Origin of the sequence: Kitasatospora sp. NPDC017646 (genome assembly GCF_044329365.1) — a bacterium.
Lineage (GTDB): Bacteria > Actinomycetota > Actinomycetes > Streptomycetales > Streptomycetaceae > Kitasatospora.
This window is the reverse complement of record NZ_JBIRJC010000005.1, coordinates 83,004-105,060: the sequence shown is the minus strand read 5'-3', so window position 1 is coordinate 105,060 and position 22,057 is coordinate 83,004. Positions and strand designations below refer to the sequence as shown.

At 77.5% G+C, this 22,057-nt stretch carries 4 protein-coding genes; all 4 read left to right on the top strand.

Annotated elements, in window-relative coordinates:
- Nucleotides 1–29 precede the first annotated feature (29 nt).
- The 4 genes from ACH4J0_RS10675 (at nucleotide 30) to ACH4J0_RS10660 (ending at nucleotide 21,937) form a co-directional block, all read left to right on the top strand.
- Complete coding sequence (locus tag ACH4J0_RS10675; protein WP_396238395.1) at nucleotides 30–4,511, top strand: SDR family NAD(P)-dependent oxidoreductase; 4,482 nt, start codon at nucleotides 30–32, stop codon at nucleotides 4,509–4,511.
- Complete coding sequence (locus tag ACH4J0_RS10670) at nucleotides 4,508–13,153, top strand: amino acid adenylation domain-containing protein (RefSeq protein WP_396238393.1); 8,646 nt, start codon at nucleotides 4,508–4,510, stop codon at nucleotides 13,151–13,153. Before ACH4J0_RS10675 ends, ACH4J0_RS10670 begins: the two co-directional genes overlap by 4 nt.
- Before the next feature lie 91 nt (nucleotides 13,154–13,244).
- A complete protein-coding gene (locus ACH4J0_RS10665) occupies nucleotides 13,245–18,800 on the top strand; it encodes an SDR family NAD(P)-dependent oxidoreductase (protein WP_396238391.1) in 5,556 nt (1,851 codons plus the stop codon).
- Nucleotides 18,797–21,937 (top strand): amino acid adenylation domain-containing protein, encoded by a 3,141-nt coding sequence (locus ACH4J0_RS10660; RefSeq protein ID WP_396238389.1) that lies wholly within the window; start codon nucleotides 18,797–18,799, stop codon nucleotides 21,935–21,937. Before ACH4J0_RS10665 ends, ACH4J0_RS10660 begins: the two co-directional genes overlap by 4 nt.
- Nucleotides 21,938–22,057: the final 120 nt, after the last annotated feature.

Below are 22,057 nucleotides of genomic sequence, written 5' to 3'. Positions count from 1 at the left end.
GCGGAGCCCACCACACCACGGAGAACACCTTGAACGCACAGCCGGTCCTTCCCGACGCGGCCGAGACCGACGGCCGGGTCGCCGTCGTCGGCCTCGCGGGCCGCTTCCCCGGAGCCGATTCCGTCGACGCGCTGTGGGAGCTGCTGGCCGCCGGCACCGAGGCGATCAGCCGCTTCGGCCCGGAGGAGCTGCGGGCCGACGGAGTGCCGGACGACCAGTCGGGCAAGCCCGGGTACGTGGCCGCCAAGGGCGTGCTGTCGGACGTCGCCGGCTTCGACTCCCAGCTGTTCGGCTACAACGCGCTGGAGGCCTCGGTCATCGACCCCCAGCAGCGGATCTTCCTGGAGTGCGCCTGGGCGGCGCTGGAGGACGCGGGCTGCGACCCCGACCGGGCGCGCGGGCCGGTCGCGGTCTACGCCGGATCGCTGCTCAGCACCTACCTGATCCACAACCTGCTGCCGCGCACCGACCTTCGGGACTCGCTCGGCGTGCCGATGCTCTTCCAGGGCAACCAGCCCGACCAGCTGGCCGCCCGGGCCGCGTACAAGCTCAACCTGCGCGGCCCGGCGGTCAGCGTGCAGACCGCCTGCTCGACCTCGCTGGTGGCGGTGCACCTCGCGGTGCAGAGCCTGCTCTCCGAGGAGTGCGACCTCGCCCTGGCTGGCGGCGTCACCGTCACCGTTCCGCACCGCTCCGGCTACCTGCCGGTGCCCGGCGGCATCGAGTCCCCGGACGGGCACTGCCGGCCCTTCGGCGCCGAGGCGGCCGGCACGGTCTTCGGCAACGGCGCGGGCGTCGTGGTGCTCAAGCGCCTCGCCGACGCGCTCGCCGACGGCGACCGGGTGCACGCCGTGATCCTCGGCTCGGCTGTCAACAACGACGGTGCCAACAAGGCGGGTTACACCGCTCCCGGGGTGGCCGGGCAGACCGCGGTGATCCGCGAGGCGCTGTCCGTCGCGGGCGTCGCCCCGGACACCATCGGCTACGTCGAGGCGCACGGCACCGGCACCCCGATCGGCGACCCGATCGAGGTCGAGGCGCTCACCGCCGCCTTCCGCGCCGAGCAGGACGCCGGGGGGCGCTCGGCCACCGGCTGGTGCGGCCTCGGCTCGGTCAAGTCCAACCTCGGCCACCTGGACACCGCCGCGGGCGTCACCGGTCTGATCAAGACCATCCTGGCCGTCCGCAACGGGCGGATCCCGGCCAGCCTGCACGCCGGGTCCGTCAACCCCGAACTCGGCCTGGCCGACAGCCCGTTCTTCGTCCCCGCCGACCTCACCGACTGGCCGGTCCAGGACGGCCCGCGCCGGGCCGCCGTCAGCGCCTTCGGCATCGGCGGCACCAACGCCCACGTGATCCTGGAGCAGGCACCCGCGACCGCCGCCCGGGAGGCCGCCGAACCGACCGCCGTCCCGGTCGCCCTGCCGCTGTCCGCCCGCACCGGCACCGCCCTGGACGCCGCCGCCGAGCGGCTCGCCGAGGACCTCGCCGCCCACCCGGACCGCCCGCTCGCGGACGTCGCCCGCACCCTGCGCACCGGCCGGCGCCGACTGGTCCAGCGCCGGGTCGTGGTCGCCCGGGACACCGCCGGCGCGATCGCCGCGCTGCGCGAGGGCGGCCGCCGGGAGTCCGTCCGGGCCCGCGCCGGCCAGGGCGCCGCGCCCGTCGCCTTCCTGCTGCCCGGCCAGGGCGCCCAGTACCCGGGCATGGCCCTCGGCCTGCACGCGGCGCACCCGGTGTTCCGCACCGCGCTGGACGAGGCCGCCGAGCTGCTGCGCCCGCACCTCGGCCTCGACCTGGTCGAGCTGCTCCGCGGCGGCGACGCCGAGCAGTTGCGCCGCAGCTCCGTCACCCAGCCCGCCGTCCTCGCGGTCGGCCACGCCATGGCCGCGCTGTGGCGGCACTGGGGCGTCCGCCCGGCCGCCCTGCTCGGCCACAGCCTCGGGGAGTACACCGCCGCGCTGCTCTCCGGCGTCCTCGACCTGCCCGATGCGCTCGCCCTGGTCGCCGCCCGCGGTCGGCTGATGGAGGCCACCGCACCCGGCGCGATGGTGGCCGTCCCGCTGGACGAGGCGGCCGCCGCCGACCTCGCCGCCCGGCACGGGCTGGACCTCGCCGCCGTCAACGGTCCTGCCGCCACCGTGCTGTCCGGTGCCCCCGCGGCCGCCGAGCGCGCCGCCGCCGAACTCGGCGAGCGCGGCCTGCGCGCCCTCGCCCTGCCGGTGGACCGGGCCTTCCACAGCGCCCTGTGCGCCCCGGCGGCCGAGCGGTTCGCCGCCGAGCTGGCCAAGGTGACGCTGCGCGAGCCCACCGTGCCGTTCCTCTCCAACCTCACCGGCGACTGGATCACCCCGGAGCAGGCCACCGACCCCGGGTACTGGACCCGCCAGATGCTCTCCCCCGTCCGGTTCCACGACGGGCTCACCCGCCTGGCCGCGCTCGACGAGCGGATGGTGCTGGTGGAGACCGGCCCCGGCAGCGTCCTGACCGACCTGACCCGCTCGGCCGCCGAGGGCACCGCCGCACCGCGGCTCGCCCAGCCGCCGCTGCCCACCCGCGGCCGCCGCGGTCCCGAGGACGAGCCCGGCAGCGCCGTGCTCGCCCTCGGCAGCCTGTGGACGCACGGCGCCCCGGTCGACTGGGAGCCGCTCGACGCCGCGGCGCGCCCCGCCGACCTGCCCGGCTACCCCTTCGAGCGGCTGCCGCACTGGATCGAGCCCACCGTCCCCGGCCGGGCGGCCGCCACCGCGCTGCCCGCCTCGGACCCCGACGCGGTGCACGCCACCATCGGCTGGCACCCGCTGACCGGCCCGGCCGGGGAGGACCCGCTGAGCGGGCGCCGTCAGACCTGGCTGGTCCTGCTGGACCGGGCCGGCGCCGCCCAGCCGCTGGTCGACCTGCTGACCGCGCGCGGCCAGATCGTCACCACCGTCCAGCCCGGCACCGGCTACCGCCGGGTGCGCCGGGGCGTCTACGAGCTCGACCCGGCCGACCCGGCCCAGTACGCCAAGCTGCTCGCCGACCTGCGCGCCCTGGTCCGCACGCCCACCGCCGTCCTGTACGCCTGGGGACTAGACGAGACCGCGGACGAGACCGACGGCTACTTCGGCCTGGTCCACCTCGCCCGGGCGATGTCCGCCGAGAGCGTGTTGCACGAGGTGCGGCTCGGCGTGGTGACCGCCGGGGCCTTCCCGGCCGCCCCCGGCGAGCGGCCCCGGCCCGCCGCGGCCCTGCTCAGCGGTCCGGTCCAGGTGTTCGGCGAGGAGTACCGCAACCTGCGCTGCGCCCAGGTCGACCTCGCCGCCGGGGCCGTCCTGGACGAGGCGGCCGCCACCGCGGTGGTGCGCGCCGTGCTCACGGCCGCAGCCCCGCTGCTCGCCCTGCGCGACGGCTCCCTGCTCTCCCGCACGGTCGAGCGCGTCGAGCGGCCCGTCCCCGCGGCCCCGGCCCGGGTGCGCGCCGACAGCACCTGGCTGATCACCGGCGGCCTGGGCGGGATCGGCCTGACCCTGGCCCGGTACCTGGCCGGCTCCGGGGTCGCCCGGCTCGTCCTGCTCGGCCGCGGGGCCGGCGGCGAGGCCGCCGAGACCGCCCTGGCCGGGCTGCGCGGGGCCGGCGCCGAGGTGCTGGCCGTGCGCGCCGACGTCACCGACGCCGAGTCGCTCGACCGGGCGCTGGAGCAGGCCCGGTCGGCCTTCGGACGGATCGACGGCGTGATCCACGCGGCTGGTGTGCCCGGCGGCGGCTCGGTGGAACTGCGCTCCGACGACAGCATGCGCGCGGTGCTCGCCCCGAAGACCGCCGGCCTACGGCACCTGCTGGCCGCGCTGCGGCCCGGCGAGGCCGAGGTGCTGGTGCTCTGCTCCTCGCTCGCCACCCTGATCCCGACCTACGGCCAGTCCGACTACGCGGCCGCCAACGCCTACCTGGCCGCCGTCGCGGAGGCCGAGGCCGCGCGCGGCGAGCGGTTCGCGGTGGCCGTCGACTGGGACATGTGGGCCCAGGTCGGCATGGCCAGCCAGGCCGAGGTCCCGGAGGCGCTGCGGGCCTTCCAGGCCGAGATGCTGGCCGGCGCGCTCACTCCCGAGCAGGGCGCCCGCGCCTTCGCCGCCGTGCTCGACGGCCCGGCCGGCCGGGCCGTGGTGGCCCGGGTCGGCGCCGGGATCACCGACGGCACGCTGCGGACCTCCACCGCCCCGGCCGCCGACCTGCCCCGGACGGCCGCCCTGCCGCGCCCCGAACTCGCCACCCCGTACACCGCCCCGGCCACCGCGACCGAGGAGCGCCTGGCCGAGATCTACGCCGAACTGCTCGGCCTCGACCGGGTCGGGGTGGAGGACGACTTCCTGGAGCTCGGCGGCCACTCGCTGCTGGCCGCCCAGGTCGCGGCCCGGCTGCGGGCCGAGTTCGAGGTCGACGTCCCCGCCCGGCTCTTCTTCGAGGGCGGCCGCATCGCCGACCTCGCCGTCGAGATCGAAGACCGCATCATCGCCGAACTGGAGCAGCAGTGACCAACCCCGCAGGCCGCAACCCCCGGGGCCGCGAGGACCGCCTCGCCCGGCTCACCCCCGAGCAGCGCGCCGCCTTCGAGGCGCGCGCCCGGGGCCGGGCCGGCGCGGCCCCGGCCACCGCCACCGGCCCCGCCACCGCCGGTCCCGCCGCCGCGCCGACGCTGCCGCCGCGCGACCGCTCGCTGCCCGCGCCGCTGTCCTTCGGTCAGGAGCGGCTCTGGTTCGTGGAGCAGCTCACCCCCGGCCTCGGGGTGTTCAACGAGTACGTCGGGCTGCGCCTGACCGGCGCGCTGGACGTCGCCGCCCTGGAGGCGGCGCTGACCGGCCTGGTGGAGCGGCACGAGGCGCTGCGCACCGTCGTCGCCACCGGCGCGGACGGACCGGTGCAGCGGGTGCTGGAGCAGGTCGGCCCGGTACTGCGGGTGGTCGAGCCGCAGGACGGCGAGGCCGGCTGGAGCGAGCAGCGGGAGCGCGAACTCGCCGAGCGGGAGGCCGCCCTGCCGTTCGACCCGGAGCACGGCCCCCTGCTGCGCGCCCTGCTGATCCGCTCCACGCCGGAGCGCGCCCTGCTGGTCGTGGTCAACCACCACCTGGTCGGCGACGCCTGGTCCCGCTCGGTGCTGGTGGAGGAACTCTGCGGCCGCTACCGGGCCTTCCGCGAGGGCGGCCCGGTGCCCGGTCCGCTCACCGTGCAGTACGCCGACTGGGCGCAGTGGCAGCGCGGCGAACTCACCGACGGCGCGCTGGCCGAGCCGCTCGCCTACTGGCGCGAGCGGCTGGACGGCGCCCCGCACGTCCTGGAACTGGCCGCCGACCGGCCCCGCCCGGCCGTGCCCAGCCACCGGGGCGGCCGGGTGCACTTCACCCTGGACGCCGCCACCACCGAGGCCGTGGAGCAGGCCGCGCGCACTGCCCGGGCCACCCCGTTCATGGTCACCCTGGCGGCCTGGCAGGCCGTCCTGATGCGCCACTCCGGCCAGCAGGACGTCCTGGTCGGCGTGCCCACCGCGGGCCGCGACCGGCCCGAACTGACCGGCCTGGTCGGCATGTTCGTCAACAGCCTGGTGATGCGCTCGGACCTCTCCGGCGACCCGACCTTCGGCGAGCTGCTCGACCGGGTCCGGGAGACCGCCCTCGGCGCGCTCGCCCACGCCCAGGTGCCCTTCGAGCGCCTGGTCCGCGAGCTGCGCCCGGACCGCGACCTGAGCCACGCGCCGCTCTACCAGGTGCAGTTCGGCTACCGGAACGTCCCCGCGCCGGACATCGACCTGCCCGGGGTCGGCGTCGAGCTCGTCGAGCTGGACAACGGGCTGTGCCGCACCGACCTCAGCCTGGAGCTCGCCCGGGACGGCGGACTCACCGCCGGCGTCTGCGAGTTCAGCCGGGACCTGTTCGACGACGACACCGTGCGCGAGCTGACCGAGGCTCTGCGGCGGGTGCTCGCCCGCGGCGCCGCCGACCCCGGCCTGCGGCTCTCCGAGCTGCTCGCGCTCACCCCCGTGGAGCGGGCCCTGCTGGCCGCCGCCGGGGACGGCGGGCCGCTGCCCGAGGACGCCGTGGACGTCGTGGCGGCCTTCGCCGAGGCCGTCCGCACCCGCCCCGACGCCGAGGCCGTGCTGCCCGGCGACCGCCCGGACCAGGCCCTGACCTACGCCGCACTGGACGCCCGGGTCGACGAGCTGCTGGCCCGGCTGCGCGCCGCCGGGGTGCGCCCCGGCGACCGGGTCGGCCTGTGCCTGCGCCGCGGCACCGACCTGCCCGCCGCCATGCTCGCCGTGCTCCGGGCCGGCGCCGCCTACCTGCCGCTCGACCCCGACTACCCGGCCGCCCGGCTGGCCCACGTGGTCGAGGACGCCCGGCCCACCGCCGTCCTGGTGCACGCCGCGACCCGGGACGCGGCGCCGGCCGGCGCGCCGCTGCTCGACCTGGACGCCCCGGCCCCGGCCGGGAACGCCTCCGCCGAGCCCGCGCCGGTGGACCCGGACGCCCCCGCCTACGTCATCCACACCTCCGGCTCGACCGGCCGCCCCAAGGGCGTCGTCGTCCTGCGCCGCAACCTCACCGCCTTCCTGGCGGCGATGGACCGCGTGCTCGCCGAGGGCACGGACGGCACCGACGGCGCGGCCGAGCCGTCGACCTGGCTGGCCGTCACCAGCGTGTCCTTCGACATCTCCGTCCTGGAACTGCTCTGGACCCTCAGCCGGGGCCACCGGGTCGTGGTCAACCCCGACCCCGGCACGGCGCTGCCCGCCGCGGCCGCGGCCCCGGCACCCGGAGCCGAGCGGGCCGTCCCCGAGTTCAGCCTGTTCTACTTCGCCAGCGACACCGCCGGCGCCGAGCCCGGCCCCGAGCAGTACCGCCTGCTGCTGGACGGCGCCCGCTTCGCCGACACCCACGGCTTCTCGGCGGTCTGGCTCCCGGAGCGGCACTTCCACGCCTTCGGCGGGCCGTTCCCGGCCCCCTCGGTGCTGGCCTCCGCGATCGCGCAGGCGACCGAGCGGATCGGCATCCGGGCCGGCAGCGTGGTGCTGCCGCTGCACCACCCCGTGCGGGTGGCCGAGGAGTGGTCGGTCGTCGACAACCTGTCCGGCGGCCGGGTCGGCCTCTCCTTCGCCTCGGGCTGGCACGCCGACGACTTCGTCCTCGCCAAGGACGCCTACCAGGACCGCCAGGCGCTCACCGTCAGCGGCATCGAGCAGGTCCGGCGGCTGTGGCGCGGCGAGCGGCTCCCCTTCGAGGGGCCCGGCGGCCGCACCGTCGACGTCGAGGTGCTGCCCCGCCCGGTCCAGGCCGAACTGCCGTACTGGCTCACCTCCTCCGGCAACCCCGAGACCTGCCGCACGGCCGGCCGGGTCGGCGCCCGGCTGCTCACCCACCTGCTGGGCCAGAGCACCGAGGACCTCGCCGAGAAGATCGCCCTGTACCGCGAGGCCTGGCGGGAGGCCGGCCACACCGGTGAGCCGCACGTCACCCTGATGCTGCACAGCTACGTCGGCGCCGACGAGGCCGACGTCCGGGCGCACGCCCGGCAGCCGTTCCGCGACTACCTGCGCAGCTCGGTCGGCCTGATCGAGAACCTGGCCCGCGGCCTCGGCATGGACGTGCGCAGCAGCGACTTCACCGCGGAGGACCAGGAGGCGCTGCTCGACCACGCCTGCGCCCGCTACCTGGGCCAGGGCTCGCTGATCGGCACCGCCGAGGAGTGCCTGCCGCTGGTGCGGCGGCTGGCCGCGATCGGGGTCGACGAGATCGGCTGCCTGATCGACTTCGGCGTCGACACCGACACCGCGCTGGCCGCCCTGCCACGGCTGGCCGGGCTGCGCCGCACCGCGGCCGCCGCCCCGGCCGCCGCCGGCCCGGCCGACACCGAACTGACCGCGCTGATCCGCACCCACGGCGTCACCCACCTGCAGTGCACCCCCTCGCGGGCCCGCACCCTGCTGGACGAGGCCGACCCGGAGGCACTGCGCGGCCTGCGCCGGCTGCTGCTCGGCGGCGAGGCCCTCGACGCCGACCTGGTGCGCCGGCTGGCCGCGCACCTCGACGGCCGGATCCTCAACATGTACGGGCCGACCGAGACCACCGTCTGGTCCACCACCGACGAGGTCGACCCGGACGAGGGCCTGGTCACCGTCGGCCGCCCGATCGCCGGCACCACCGTCCGGGTGCTCGACCCGTACGGGCGCCGGGTGCCCGTCGGCGTGCCCGGTGAACTCCTCATCGGCGGCGCCGGGGTGACGGCCGGCTATCTCGACCGGCCCGAACTGACCGACGAGCGGTTCGTCACCGACCCCGAGGCCACCGGTCCCGGGACGGCCGGCCCCGGGACCGGGCGGCTGTACCGCACCGGCGACCTCGTCCGCACCCGCCCCGACGGCCGGATCCAGTACCTGTCGCGCAACGACCACCAGGTCAAGATCCGCGGCTTCCGGATCGAGACCGGCGAGGTGGAGGCCGCCCTCACCGCACTGCCCGGGATCCGCCAGTGCGTGGTGACCGCCTACGGCCTGGGCACCTCCCGGGCCGCGCTGGCCGCCTACCTGGTGCCCGAGGACCCGGCCGCGCCGCCGGCCGCGGCCGAGCTGAGGGCCGCCCTGGCCGGGCAGCTGCCCGGCTTCCTGGTCCCGTCCCGCTTCCTCACGCTCGACGCGCTGCCGCTCACCGGCAACGGCAAGGTCGACCGGGCGGCGCTGCCCGCGCCCGAGTCGGTGCCCGCCGCCGGCCGCGACCGCACCCCGCCGGCCACGCCCACCGAGGAGCGGATCGCCGCGATCTGGTGCGAGGCCCTCGGCCTCGACGAGGTCGGCACCGGGGAGGACTTCTTCGAGCTCGGCGGCCACTCACTGCTGGCCGCCCGGATGGTCGCCGGCATCCGCGACGGGCTGAACGTGCAGCTGCCGCTGCGCACCCTGTTCGACTCGCCGACCGTGGCCGCGCTGGCCCGGGCCGTGGACGCGCTCGGCGCGGACGGGGCCGCCGGGGCCCCCGCCGAGCGGACCGCGCTGGTCCCGGACCCGGCCCGCCGGCACGAGCCCTTCCCGCTCACCGACGTCCAGCGCGCCTACTGGATCGGCCGCAGTGGCGCCGTCGGCGGCGACGTCGCCTGCCACCTCTACCTGGAGGTGGACGTCGCCGACGTCGACCCGCTCCGGCTCCAGGACGCCTGGCGGTCGATGGTGCTGCGGCACGACGCCCTGCGCCTGGTCTTCGGCGAGGACGGCACCCAGCGCGTCCTGCCCGAGGTGCCCGCGTACGAGCTGACCGTCGACGACCTGCGCGAGCTGCCGGAGCAGGACCGGGCCGAGCGCCTCGCCGGGACCCGCGCCCGGATGTCGCACCAGGTGCTGCCCGCCGACGCCTGGCCGCTGTTCGAGCTGCGCGCCAGCCGCACCGCCGGCGCCGACGTCCGGCTGCACCTGAGCATCGACACCCTGATCGCCGACGGCGGCAGCGTGCAGATCCTGCTGCGCGAACTGCTCGCCGTCTACCAGGGCACGCTCGACCCGCGCCCGCTCGAACTCTCCTTCCGCGACTACGTGCTGGCCGAGCAGGACCGCCGCCGGGGCCCGGCCCTGCAGCGCGACCTCGACTACTGGCACGGCCGGCTGGACACCCTGCCGCCCGCCCCCGCGCTGCCGCTGGCGCGGCGCCCCGAGGAGCTGGCCGAGACCAGGTTCCACCGCCGCGAGGCACACCTGCCCGCCGAGCTGTGGGAGCGGCTGAAGAGCCGGGCCGCCGCCGGCCGGGTCACCCCCTCGGCGCTCGCCCTGGCCGCCTACGCCACCGTGATCGGCACCTGGTCGACCGCCGACCGCTTCACCCTCAACCTCACCCTGTTCAACCGGGTCGGCGACCACCCCGACCTGGGCGCCATGGTCGGCGACTTCACCGCGCTCAGCCTGTTCGAGGTGGACGGCGCGACCGCCGGCGCCTTCGCCGACCGGGCCCGCCGACTGCAGGACCGGCTCTGGGAGGACCTCGACCACCAGCTGGTCAGTGGCGTGCGGGTCGGCGGCGAACTCGCCCGCCGGCGCGGGGTCGCCGAGGCGGCCATGCCGGTCGTGTTCACCAGCGAGCTCGGCGCCGAAGGCGTGGGCGGCAGCCGGGTGCTCCGGGAGCTGGGCGCCGAGGTCGCCCACACCATCACCCAGACCCCGCAGGTCTGGCTGGACCACCAGATCTCCGAGGACGAGGGCCGGCTGCGGCTGACCTGGGACGCCGTCGAGGAGCTCTTCCCCGAGGGCGTGCTCGACGCCATGTTCGAGGCCTACACCGGCCTGCTCACCGCACTCGCCGAACAGCCCGACGCCTGGACGGACCCGCACCTGGTCGCCCTGCCCGCCGCCCAGCTCGACGCCTACCGGACACTCAACGCCACCGACGGCCCACTGCCCGCCGGGCTGCTGCACGAGCCCTTCCTCGACCGGGCCCGGACCTCGCCCGACCGCACCGCCGTGGTCTCGGCCACCGGTACGGTGACGTACGGCGAACTGGAGCGGGCCTCGGCGTCCGTGGCCCACGCGCTGCGCGCGGCCGGGGTGCGCCCCGGCGAGCTGGTCGGCGTGCGCGCCGACCGGGGCTGGGAGCAGGTGGCCGCGGCGATCGGCGTGATCCGGGCCGGCGGCGCCTACCTGCCGCTGGACGCCGGCCTGCCGGCCGCCCGGGTCGCCCGCTCGCTGGAGCACGCAGGCGCCACCGCGCTGCTCGCCCGGGAGTCCTGGGCCCCCGAGGACGCCGTGCCCTCCGGAGTCACCCTGCTGGGCTTCGAGCAGGCCCTGGCCACCCCGGCCGACACCCCGCCGGACCCGGTCCCGACCACCCCGGCCGACCTCGCGTACGTCATCTACACCTCGGGCTCCACCGGCGACCCCAAGGGCGTGATGATCGACCACCGGGGTGCGCTGAACACCGTGGTGGACGTCAACGACCGCTTCCGGGTCACGCCGTCCGACCGGGTCCTCGGCATCTCCTCGCTCGGCTTCGACCTCTCGGTGTACGACGTCTTCGGCACCCTCGCCGCCGGCGCCGCCCTGGTGCTGGTCGGCGCCGGGGAGGAGCGCGATCCCTCCCGGTGGTCCCGGCTGGTCGCCGAGCACCGGGTCACGGTGTGGAACTCCGTACCCGCGCTGATGGAGATGCTGCTGGCGTACGCCGACGGCAACCCGGCGGCCGACCTGGAGTCGCTGCGCCTGGTCATGCTCAGCGGCGACTGGATCCCGGTCGGCATGCCCGACAACGTCCGCGCGCTCGCGCCCAAGGCCGAGGTGATCAGCCTGGGCGGCGCCACCGAGGCGTCCATCTGGTCGGTGCTGCACCCGATCGGCGCGGTCGACCCGGACCGCCCGAGCATCCCGTACGGCCGCCCGATGCGGAACCAGGGCATGGTCGTCCTGGACGAGGCCTTCCGGCCGCGTCCGGTCGGGGTGGCCGGCGCCCTGTTCATCACCGGCGTCGGCCTGGCGGTCGGCTACCGCAACGCCCCCGGGATCACCGCCCGCGCCTTCCCGACCCACCCGGTCACCGGCGAGCGCCTCTACCGCACCGGCGACCTGGCCCGGCTGCTGCCGGACGGCGACCTGGAGTTCCTCGGCCGCGAGGACTCGCAGGTCAAGGTGCGCGGCATGCGGATCGAACTGGGCGAGATCGAATCCGCGCTGGTCCGGATGGACGGCGTGCGGGAGGCCGCGGCGCTGGTCGAGGGCGACGGACTCGGCGCCCGGCTCGCGGCCTACGTGGTCTGCGAGGCCGCCCGTCCGCTGCCCGCCGCCCCGGCCCCGGCGGCCGTGCCGGCGCTGGACGCCGAGCGGGTCCGCCGGCTGGAGGCGCGGCTGCGCCAGCCCGGCCGCCGCGCCGACCTGGCGGGCCGTGAGGTCCTGCCCTTCGCGCTCCCGGCCGACACCCTGGAGCTGCGCCGGGCCGCCGCCCTGCGCGGCGCCGCCACCGGCTTCGCGGACGTCCCGGTGCGCCTGACCGACCTGCACGCGCTGCTGACCGTGCTCGCCCGCCAGGACGAGGACGGCGTGCCCCGGTACGCCTACGGGTCGGCCGGCGGCCTGTACCCGGTGCAGACCTACCTGGCCGTCGCCCCCGGCGGGGTGGCGGGTCTGGCGGCCGGCACCTACTACGTCGACCCCGCCGGACCGGCCCTGGTCGCCCTCGACGGCGCGCCGGGCGCGGAACGGGCGCTGGATCCGGCGCTCTACAGCGAGGCCAACCGGCCGCTGGTCGAACGCGCCGGCTTCGCCCTCTTCCTGGTCGCCAGGAACACCGCGATCACCCCGGTCTACGGCGAACTCGCCGACCGCTTCTGCCTGTTGGAGGCCGGTGCGATGGCGCAGCTGCTGCGGCACCGGGCCGGCGACTGCACGGTGGCGCTCTGCCCGATCGGAGACGTGTTCCCGGAGCCGCTGCGCGGCGCGCTGATGCTGGAGGACGGCCAGAGCGTGCTGCACACCCTGGTCGGCGGCCTGCCGCCGGGCGCGGCGGCCGAGGAGCCGGGCTCCGGCGCCGACTGGGCGCTCGGGCTGCGCGAGGCGCTCGCCGAGCGGCTGCCCGGCTACATGGTGCCGCAGCTGGTCCGGGCGGTGGAGGCGCTGCCGCTGTCCGCCAACGGCAAGGTCGACCGGGCGGCGCTCGCCAGGCTGGCCGCCCCGGCCGTGACGGCGGCCGCACCCGCGGCACGCGTTCCGGCGCCGGTTCCCGCGCCGCGCCCGGTGGCGCGGGCCGCCGAGGCGGGCGCGGTGGAACGGCTCACCGCTCTGTGGCGGGAGGTGATGGACGGGGCGGAGGTCGACGTCGACACCAACTTCTTCGAGGCCGGCGCCAACTCCATCCACCTGGTCCGGGTCCAGCGGCGGATCGCCGAGGACTTCGGGCGGGAGCTGTCGGTGGTCGAGATGTTCGACCGGCCGACCATCCGGCACCTCGCCGAGCTGCTGGACCGGCCCGCCCCCGGGTCCGTCCCCGCCCCCGCACCCGGATCCGCCCCCGCGGCGGACGCGGAGCCGTCGCCCGTCCCCGGGAGCAGTGCGCGGACGGAGGCGCGGACGGACGCGCAGCCCGTCGGCGGCGACCGCCGGCAGCACCACGAACGGCGCCGCGCCGCCCGCCGGGGCGGCTCCGGCACCAACCCGACCGGCTGATCGTGCGGCCGGCGGCCGGGCGGGCACCCCTGCCCGGTCCGGCCGCGGCCCCCGAGCCGTGTCGATCACCACCTGTGAGGAGAGCAGTCCGATGTCCACCCACGCCCCCGAGGGCCCGGCCACCGCGGTGCCGGACCTGCCGGACGCGATCGCCGTCACCGGCCTCGCCTGCCGGTTCCCCGGCGCCCCCGACGCCGGGACCTTCTGGGCCGACCTGGTCGCGGGCCGGGAGAACATCACCTTCCGCACCCCCGAGGAGCTGGCGGCCCTGGGCGTTCCGGCCGAACGGCTGGCCGACCCGCGGTTCGTGGGCGCCGGCGGCGTGCTGGAGGGCCTGGCGGAGTTCGACGCCGAGTACTTCGGCATCCCGCCCCGGGACGCCGAGCTGATGGACCCCCAGCACCGGCTGTTCCTGCAGTGCGCGGTCGCCGCGCTTGAGGACGCCGGACAGCCCACCGACGGGGTCGACGGCGGCGTGGGCGTCTACGCCTCGGCCGGGTTCAACTCCTACCTGACGCACCAACTGCTCCCCCGCGCCGCTCACTTGGCCGACCGCGCCGAGGTCCAGTGGCTGGCCGCGGGCGACAAGGACTACCTCGCCACCCAGACCTCCTACCGGCTCGGCCTGACCGGCCCGAGCCTGAGCGTGCAGAGCGCCTGCTCCTCCGCCCTGGTCGCCGTCCACCTGGCGGCCGAGGCGCTGCTGAGCGGCGAGTGCGACGTGGCGCTGGCCGGGGCCGTCTCCGCCGGGGTCGGCCAGGGGCTCGGCTACCTGCACGCCGAGGGCGGGATCCTCTCCGCCGACGGGCACTGCCGCCCCTTCGACGCCGGGGCGACCGGTACGGTCTTCGGCAGCGGCGTCGGCGTGGTGGTGCTCAAGCGGCTGGCCGACGCGGTCGCCGACGGCGACACCGTCCGGGCCGTCCTGCTCGGCTCGGCGGTCAACAACGACGGCAACCGCAAGGTCGGCTTCACCGCGCCGAGCCTGGACGGCCAGGTCCGGGTGATCACCGCGGCCCAGTCGGTGGCCGGGGTCGCGCCCGACGAGGTCTCCTGCATCGAGGCCCACGGCACCGCGACGGCCCTCGGCGACCAGATCGAACTCGCCGCGCTGGCACGGGTGTTCGGCGGCGCCCCGGACCCCCGCCGGGTGCTCGGCGCGGTCAAGTCGAACGTCGGCCACCTGGACACCTGCGCCGGGATGGCCGGGCTGATCAAGACGGTGCTCTCGCTGCAGCACCGCACGCTCCTGCCGACCGTCCACTTCGAGAGCCCCAGCCCCGAGCTGGACCCCCGCCTCTTCCGGGTGCTGACCGAGGCTGAGCCCTGGCCCGGGGCGGACGGCACCCGGATCGCCGGGGTCAGCTCCTTCGGCATCGGCGGCACCAACGCCCACCTGATCCTCCAGGACGCTCCCCCGCTGCCCGCCGCGCCCGCCGGGCCGGCCGGCGAGTGGGAGCTGCTGCCGCTGTCCGCCCGCACCGAGCCGGCCCTCGACCGGGCCACCGAACGGCTCGAGGCGGCACTGGCCGGACCGGCCGCGCCCACGGCCGCCGACGCCGCGTTCACCCTGCAGACCAGGCGCAGGCACCACCCGTGGCGGCGCACCGTCCTGACCGGGCCCGGGGAACGGCTGCGCTCCCGCCCGGTCCGGGTCTCCGGCGACGGCCGGGGGGTCGCCTTCCTGTACCCCGGCCAGGGCGCCGGCCGCCCGGGCACGGCCGCGGAGCCGTACCGCGCCGAACCGGTCTTCCGCGCCGCGCTCGACCGCTGCCTGGACGCCCTGCGGCCGTGGACGGCCGCACCGCTGCGGGCGCTGCTGCTCGATCCGGCCCACGCCGACCTGTTCGACCGCACCGAGGTCGCCCAGCCCGCGCTGTTCGCGGTGGAGTACGCGCTCACCGCGTGGTGGACGGCGCTCGGCCTGCGGCCGGTCGCGCTGGCCGGCCACAGCGTCGGCGAGTTCGCGGCCGCCTGCGCCGCCGGGGTCTTCGAACTGCCCGACGCCGCCCGGCTGGTGGCCGAACGCGGCCGGCTGATGGGCACCATGGCACCCGGCGCGATGCTGAGCGTCCCGCTGCCCGAGGCGGAGCTGCGCGCGCTGCTGGACGACCCCGAGGGCCCGGAACTCGCCGCCGTCAACGCACCGGACCGCTGCGTGGCGGCCGGCGCCCCCGCGGCGGTGGCCCGGCTGGCCGAGCGCCTCTCCGCACGCGGCGTCGCGGCCCGTCCGCTGGCCGTCCGGCACGCCTTCCACACCCGGGACGCCGAGCCGCTGCTGGCGGAGTTCGCCCGGCTGGTGGCGGGCGTCCCGGCGCAGGCCCCCGCCCTGCCGGTGGTCTCCGGCCTGACCGGGCGTGAGCTGACCGCCGACGAGGCCGTCTCGCCGGAGTACTGGGCGCGCCAGCTGCGGCACACCGTCCGCTTCGCCGACGCGCTCGCCGCCCTGCCGGGCGACGGCCCGCTGCTGGAGCTCGGCCCCGGCCGGGGCCTGACCGGCTTCGCCGTGCGGACCCTGGGCACCGACCGGCCGGCCCTGCCCACCCTGGACGCCGCCGCGGCCGGACCGCAGCCGCCCGCCCGGCTGAGCGCGCTGGGCCGGCTCTGGGAGCGCGGCACCGACCTCGACTGGTCCGCCCTCGGTGAGCGGGCCGGGCGCCGGCACGCCTCGCTGCCGGGCTACCCGTTCGAGCCGGTCCGGCACTGGTTCGAACCGGCCGGGGACGGCCCGCGCCCCGCCGGGCCCGCCGCCGCCGTCACCGCCCCGGCCGTGGCCGCCGCGAGCACCACCCCGGCCGCCGACGGCGTGGACTCCTGGCTGCACGTCCTGACCTGGACCCCCGTCCTCCCGCCGGCCGGCACCGGGCCCGTCCCGGCCTCGGTGCTGCTGCTCGCCGACGACGCCGGCCTCGCCGGGCCGGTCGCCGAGCGGCTCGCCGCGGCGGGCGCCCGGGTCACCCCGGTCCGCGCACCCGGCGCGGCGGCCGACCCGGACGGCGCCGGGCTCACCCTCGACCCCGCGGACCCCTCCGCCTACTCCGCCCTGGCCGCCGCCCTGGCCGGTCGCGGCACCCCGCCGGACGCCGTGGTCTCCTGCCGGGCCATGGACGAGCCGCCGCTGGAGCGGGCCACCCCGGGCGAGGCGGCCGACGGCGCCCTGCGCGCGCTGACCGTCCCGGTCCAGCTGGCCCGCGCCCTCGGCGAGGCCTTCCCGGGCCGGCCGCTGCGGATGCTGCTGGTCACCGACGCCGCCCACGGGGTGAACGGGCAGCCCGCCCGCACTCCGCAGGCAGCCGCCGGTCTCGGCGCCGTCCGGGTGCTGCCGCAGGAGGTGCCCGGCCTCACCGCCGAGGCGCTCGACCTGGACTGCCCCACCCGGGAGCCCGCCGAACTGGCCCTGGCCGCCGACGCGGTGGTGGCGCAGCTGTGCTCCGAGCAGGCGCCCGCGCCGCTCACCGCGGTCCGCGGCCGGGCCCACCTGGCGCCCGCCCCGGGCCGGCCCGTGCTCACCGACCCGGCCGCGCCGCAGACCGCACTGCCCGCCGGTCCCTGGCTGGTCACCGGCGGTCTCGGCGGGATCGGCCTGGCCGTGGCCGGCCGGCTCGCCGAGGACGCCGGCCGGACCGTCGTGCTGCTCACCCGCCGCGCCGTTCCCGACGGCGAGGGCTGGCGCAGCCTGCGGCCCGCGGGCGCCGCGCCCGCCGCGAGCTGCCCGCCGGAGCTGGCCGCCGCGCTCGCCGGGCTGACCGCCCGCGGCGCCCGGCTCTGCCTCGTCCAGGCCGACGTCACCGACGCGGCCGCGCTGGCCGCCGCGCTCGACGGGGTGCGGGCCGCGTACGGCCCGATCGCCGGGGTGGTGCACGCCGCCGGGGTGCCCGGTGGCGGCGTCGCGGCGCTGCGCGGCCCCGAGGAGATGGCGCGGGTGCTCGCCCCGAAGGTGATCGGCACCGTCCTGCTGGAGCGGCTGACGGCCCGTGACCGTCCGCTGCTGGTGCTCTGCTCCTCGGCGCTCGCGGTCACCGGCGCGGTCGGCCAGGCCGACTACACCGGGGCCAACGCCTTCCTGGACAGCTTCGCCACCGGCACCCGGGCGGCCGTGTCGATCGGCTGGGACCGCTGGTCGCAGACCGGCATGGCGGTCCGTTCCGGGCTGCGGGACTGGCTCGACGGCGGCGAGGTCCTCGACCACGCCCTCTTCGACGCCCGCCGCACCGAACCGGACGGCACGGTGGAGCTGCGGCTGCGCCGCAGCGGGCAGACGAGCTGGCCCGCCGAGGAACACCGGATCGGCGACGTCCCGGTCCTGCCCGGCACCGCACTGCTCGAACTCGCCGTCGCCGGGCACCGGTTGACGCTCGGGGACGGTCCGGTCGAGCTGGACGCGGTCTTCACCCACCCGCTGCGGCTGCCCGTCGGCCGGCCGCCGGAGGTGACCCTGCGGCTGCGTCCGGCGCCCGACGGCGGGCAGCTGTGGGAGGTCCGCTCCAGCGCGGTGCCGTCCAGGCCGCACGCCCAGGGCCGGATCGCGCCGTACCGGGGCGGTTCCCCCGAGCGCCTCGACCTCGACGGGCTCGCGGAGCGCTGCACCGCCGTCGCGCCGTCCGCCGGGCAGCGGCCCGGCGGGGCGAGCGGGCTGCGCACCGGGCCGCGCTGGGAGAGCGTCACGGAGGTCCGCCGGAGCGAGGGCGGGGGCGGGAGCGGGGACGAGGCGATGCTGCGGCTGCGCCTGCCCGAGCCGTTCCACGGCGATCTGGCCGCGCATCCGCTGCACCCCGCGCTGCTGGACACCGCCACCGGCGCCGTCACCGCCCGTACCGGCAGCCACCTGCCGGTGGCCTACCGGCGGCTGGTGGTGCTCGGCCCGCTCGGCCCCGAGGCGGTCGTCCGGGTCCTGCGCCGCTCCGGTGCGGCCGGGGCGGCCGGGGCCGGCGGCACGCTGGTCGTCGACGTGGTCGTCGCCGCGCCGGACGGCACGCCGAGCGTGCTCGTCGAGGGCTTCGTGCTCCGGCCGGCCCCGGCCTCCGGCCCGGACGGCGGCGCCACGGGCGCTGCGGGGGCCGCGGGCGGCGTCGAGCCCGAGCAGGGCGGAATCCCGACCCGGGAGGGCCTGCTGGCCTTCGACCGGATCCTGGCCAACCGTCACCTCCCGCACGTCCTGGTCAGCCCCCGCACGGCCGGGCGCACCGCGCCGCGGACCGCCCTCGCCACCGCCACCGCCACGGCCACGGCCACACCGGCGGACGCCGAGCCGGCCGGCCCCGGGGAGCTGGAGGAGCGGATCGCCGCGGTCTGGTCCCGCCTGCTGGGCGTGCCCGGCATCGGCCCGGACGACAGCCTGTTCGAGCTCGGCGGCGACTCCCTGCTGATCGTCCAGATCACCGGCGAACTCCAGCGGATCGGGCTGGCCGTCTCCCCCGGCGACCTCTTCGCCCACCCCACCGTCGGGCAGCTCGCCGCCCGGATCCGCGCGGACCGCGAACCGGCCGCCGCGCCCGCGCCCGCCACCACAGCCCCGCCCACCGCTCCCGCCGGACCCTCCCCGGCCCCCTCGCCGGGGCCGCGCGAGGCCTTCTCGGACGCGGACCTCAGCGAAGACGACCTGGCCCGGGTACTCGCCCTGTTCCGGTCAGGAGAGGACACGAAGTGAACGACATCGAGGACATCTATCCCCTCTCGCCCACCCAGGAGGGGATGCTCTACCACAGCACCACCTCCCCCGAGCACGGCCTCTACGTCGAGCTGACCACCTTCCGGGTGCACGGCGAACTGGACCTCGCCGTGCTGGGCGCCGCCTGGCAGCGGGCCATAGCCCGGCACCCGGTGCTGCGCACGGCCTTCGTCCGGGAGCGGATCCGCACCCCGCACCAGGTGGTGCTGCCGAAGGCGGAGCTGCCGATCGAGTTCCGCGACCTGACCGGCCTGGACGACGCGGCGCGCACCGCCGCCGTCGCCGAGGAACTGGAGCAGCGGGCCCGCGAGCGCTTCGACCTGACCCGGCCGCCGCTGATGCGGCTGCTGGTGCTGCGCCTGCCCGGCGAGCACCTGGTGGTGTGGACGTACCACCACCTGCTGCTGGACGGCTGGTCCGCGGCCCTGCTGCTGGCCGAGGTCACCGCCGGACTGTCCGGCGCCACCGCCGAGCTGCCCGCACCGCCGCCGTTCCGCGAGTACATCGCCTGGCTGGGCCGCCAGGACCCGGAGCGCGACCGGGAGTTCTGGACGGAGTACCTGGCGGACCACCGCGAACCGGCGACCCTGACCCTGCCCGGGATGCGTCCGGGCACCAAGCCCACCGGCGGGTTCCACACCGTACGGGCGGCGCTGCCCGCCGGAACCCTCGCCGCCCTGCGGCGGCTCGCCGCCGCCCGGGCCACCACCTTCAGCGGCCTGGTCGAGGCGGCCTGGGCGGGGACGGTCGCCCGCCACTCCGGCCGCGACGACGTGGTGGTCGGCGTGACGGTCTCCGGGCGCCCGCTCGGCCTGGACCGCGCCGAGCAGATGCTCGGAATGTTCATCAACACCGTCCCGGTGCGGGTGCGGGTCGACCGGGAGCTGCCCGGCGACGAGTGGCTGGCCCGGCACGCCGCCACCCGCCACCCCGTGCTGGACCACCAGCACACCGCGCTGACCGACATCCAGCGCTGGGCCGGGACCGCCCCCGGCGTGCCGCTGTTCGACACCGTCGTGGTGGTCGAGAACTACCCGGACCGGACGGAGGCGGTGCTCTCCCACGGCGAGGTGACGGTCGACGACGTCCGCTACGAGACCCGGACCAACTACCCGGTCACGCTGGTCGTCCGGGCCGCGGCCGACCTCCAGCTGCAGGCGGTGGTGGACTCCGGCCGGATCCCCCCGGACGAGGCGCGGGCACTGCTCGACCACGTCGTCGCCGTGCTGACCCGCTTCGCCGCCGAACCCGGCCTCCCCGTGAGGGAGTTGCTGGCCGTTCCCGAGGAGACCCGCGCCCGGCAGCTGGACACCTGGAACGGCACCGAGATCGACCGCAGCGAGCCGGCCGCCCTGCTGTCCGGGCTGATCGACGCCGCGGTCCGCGACCGGCCCGGCCACACCGCCGTGGTCGACCAGCAGCACCGCCACGGCTACCGGGAGCTGGACCTGCGGGCGGACGCCCTGGCCCGGCTGCTGGTCGGGCGCGGGGTGCGCCCCGCGGACCGGGTGGGCATCTGCCTGGGCCGCGGCGCCGACCTGGTGACCGCGATGCTGGCGGTCGCCCGCGCCGGAGCCGCGTTCGTCCCGCTCGACCCCGCCCACCCGGTGGAGCGGATCCGCCTCGTCCTGGCGGACGCCGCGCCCGCCGTGGTGCTCGTCGACGCGACCGGAGCGCCCGCGCTGGCCGACTGGGACGGCGCCGTCCTCGACCTCACCGCCGCCGACCTCACCGGCGAAGCCCACTCCGCGGGAACGCCCTCCGCCGAGGCCGTCGAGCTCCCGGGCGCCGACCCGGACGGGCTCGCCTACCTGATGTTCACCTCCGGCTCCACCGGCCGCCCCAAGGGCGTCGCCGTCGGCCACCGCGCCCTGGCGAACCTGGTGGACAGCCTGGCCCGCCGGCACCCCGGCCTGGACGGCGACACCCGCTTCCTCGCCCTCACCACGCTCGGCTTCGACACCTCGCTGGCCGAACTGCTGGTCCCGCTCGCGGTCGGCGGCACCGTCCACGTGGGCGGTCAGGCCCTCGGACTGAGCGGCCGGGAGGTCGACCGCTACACCCTGGAGCACGGCATCACCGCTCTGCAGGCCACCCCCTCCCGCTACCGGGCGCTGCTCGACTCCGGCTGGCAGGGCGCCGGCCGGCCCCGGCTCTACAGCTGCGGCGAGGCCTTCCCCGCCGACCTGGCCGCCCCGCTGGCCGAGCGCGGCTCCTCGGTGTGGAACATGTACGGCCCGACCGAGACCACCGTGTACTCCAGCGTCGAGCCGATCACCGCCGACACCACCCGGGTCACCGTCGGCCGGCCGATCTCCAACACCGTGCTGCACGTGCTGGACACCGTCGACGGCGGGCTGCTGCCGGTCGGCTGCGTCGGCGAACTGTGCATCGGCGGCGACGGCGTGGCGCAGGGCTACTGGCGGCGCCCCGAGCTGACGGCGGAGCGGTTCGTCACCGACCCGTTCACCGGCGGCCGGATGTACCGCACCGGCGACCACGCCCGCCGCCTGCCCGACGGCCGGATCGAGCTGCTCGGCCGGATGGACCGCCAGCTCAAGCTGCGCGGCTACCGGATCGAGCCCGGCGAGATCGAGCAGGTGCTGCTCGCCCTGCCCGAGGTGGCCGGCTCCGCCGTCGCCGTACGGGAGGGCCGCCTGGTCGCCTGGGTGGTGCCCGCCGACCGCGACGCCCCGCTCGACACCGCCGGCCTCCAGGCCGGACTGCGCCGCTCGCTGCCCTCGTACATGGTCCCCGAGGCGGTCGCCGTCCTCGCGGAGCTGCCGCTCACCCCGGCCGGCAAGACCGACCTGCTCGCCCTGCCCACCCCGCCGCAGCCCGGCGACGAGGCCGCACCCGCCGCCCGGCCGGTCGGGGCGGCGGACCACGAGGCCCTGGTGACCCGGCTGTTCGCCGAGGTCCTGGCCCTTCCGGAGGTCGGCCCCGACGACGACTTCTTCGAACTGGGCGGCGACTCGCTGCGCGCCCTGCGCCTCGTCTCCCGGCTGGAGGCGGAACTCGGGCGCGCGCTCGACATCGAGCTGCTCTTCGACGCGGGCACGGTCCGCGAACTGAGCGCGGCCATCGGCCCGGCCTCCGCCGCCGCCGGCCAGTGACCCGACCGGCGGGCCCGGCCCCCCCCCCCCGGGCGGCCCCCCCCCCCCCCCCCCCCGTTGGCCTGGACGACCCTGGGTAGCCCGAACGCCCCCCACCACCCCGACGACCCCCGCCGGCGC

Bases quoted from the DNA above. Each gene is read 5' to 3' on its own strand.
- ACH4J0_RS10665 (WP_396238391.1), top strand. From the start codon at position 13,245: ATGTCCACCCACGCCCCCGAGGGCCCGGCCACCGCGGTGCCGGACCTG.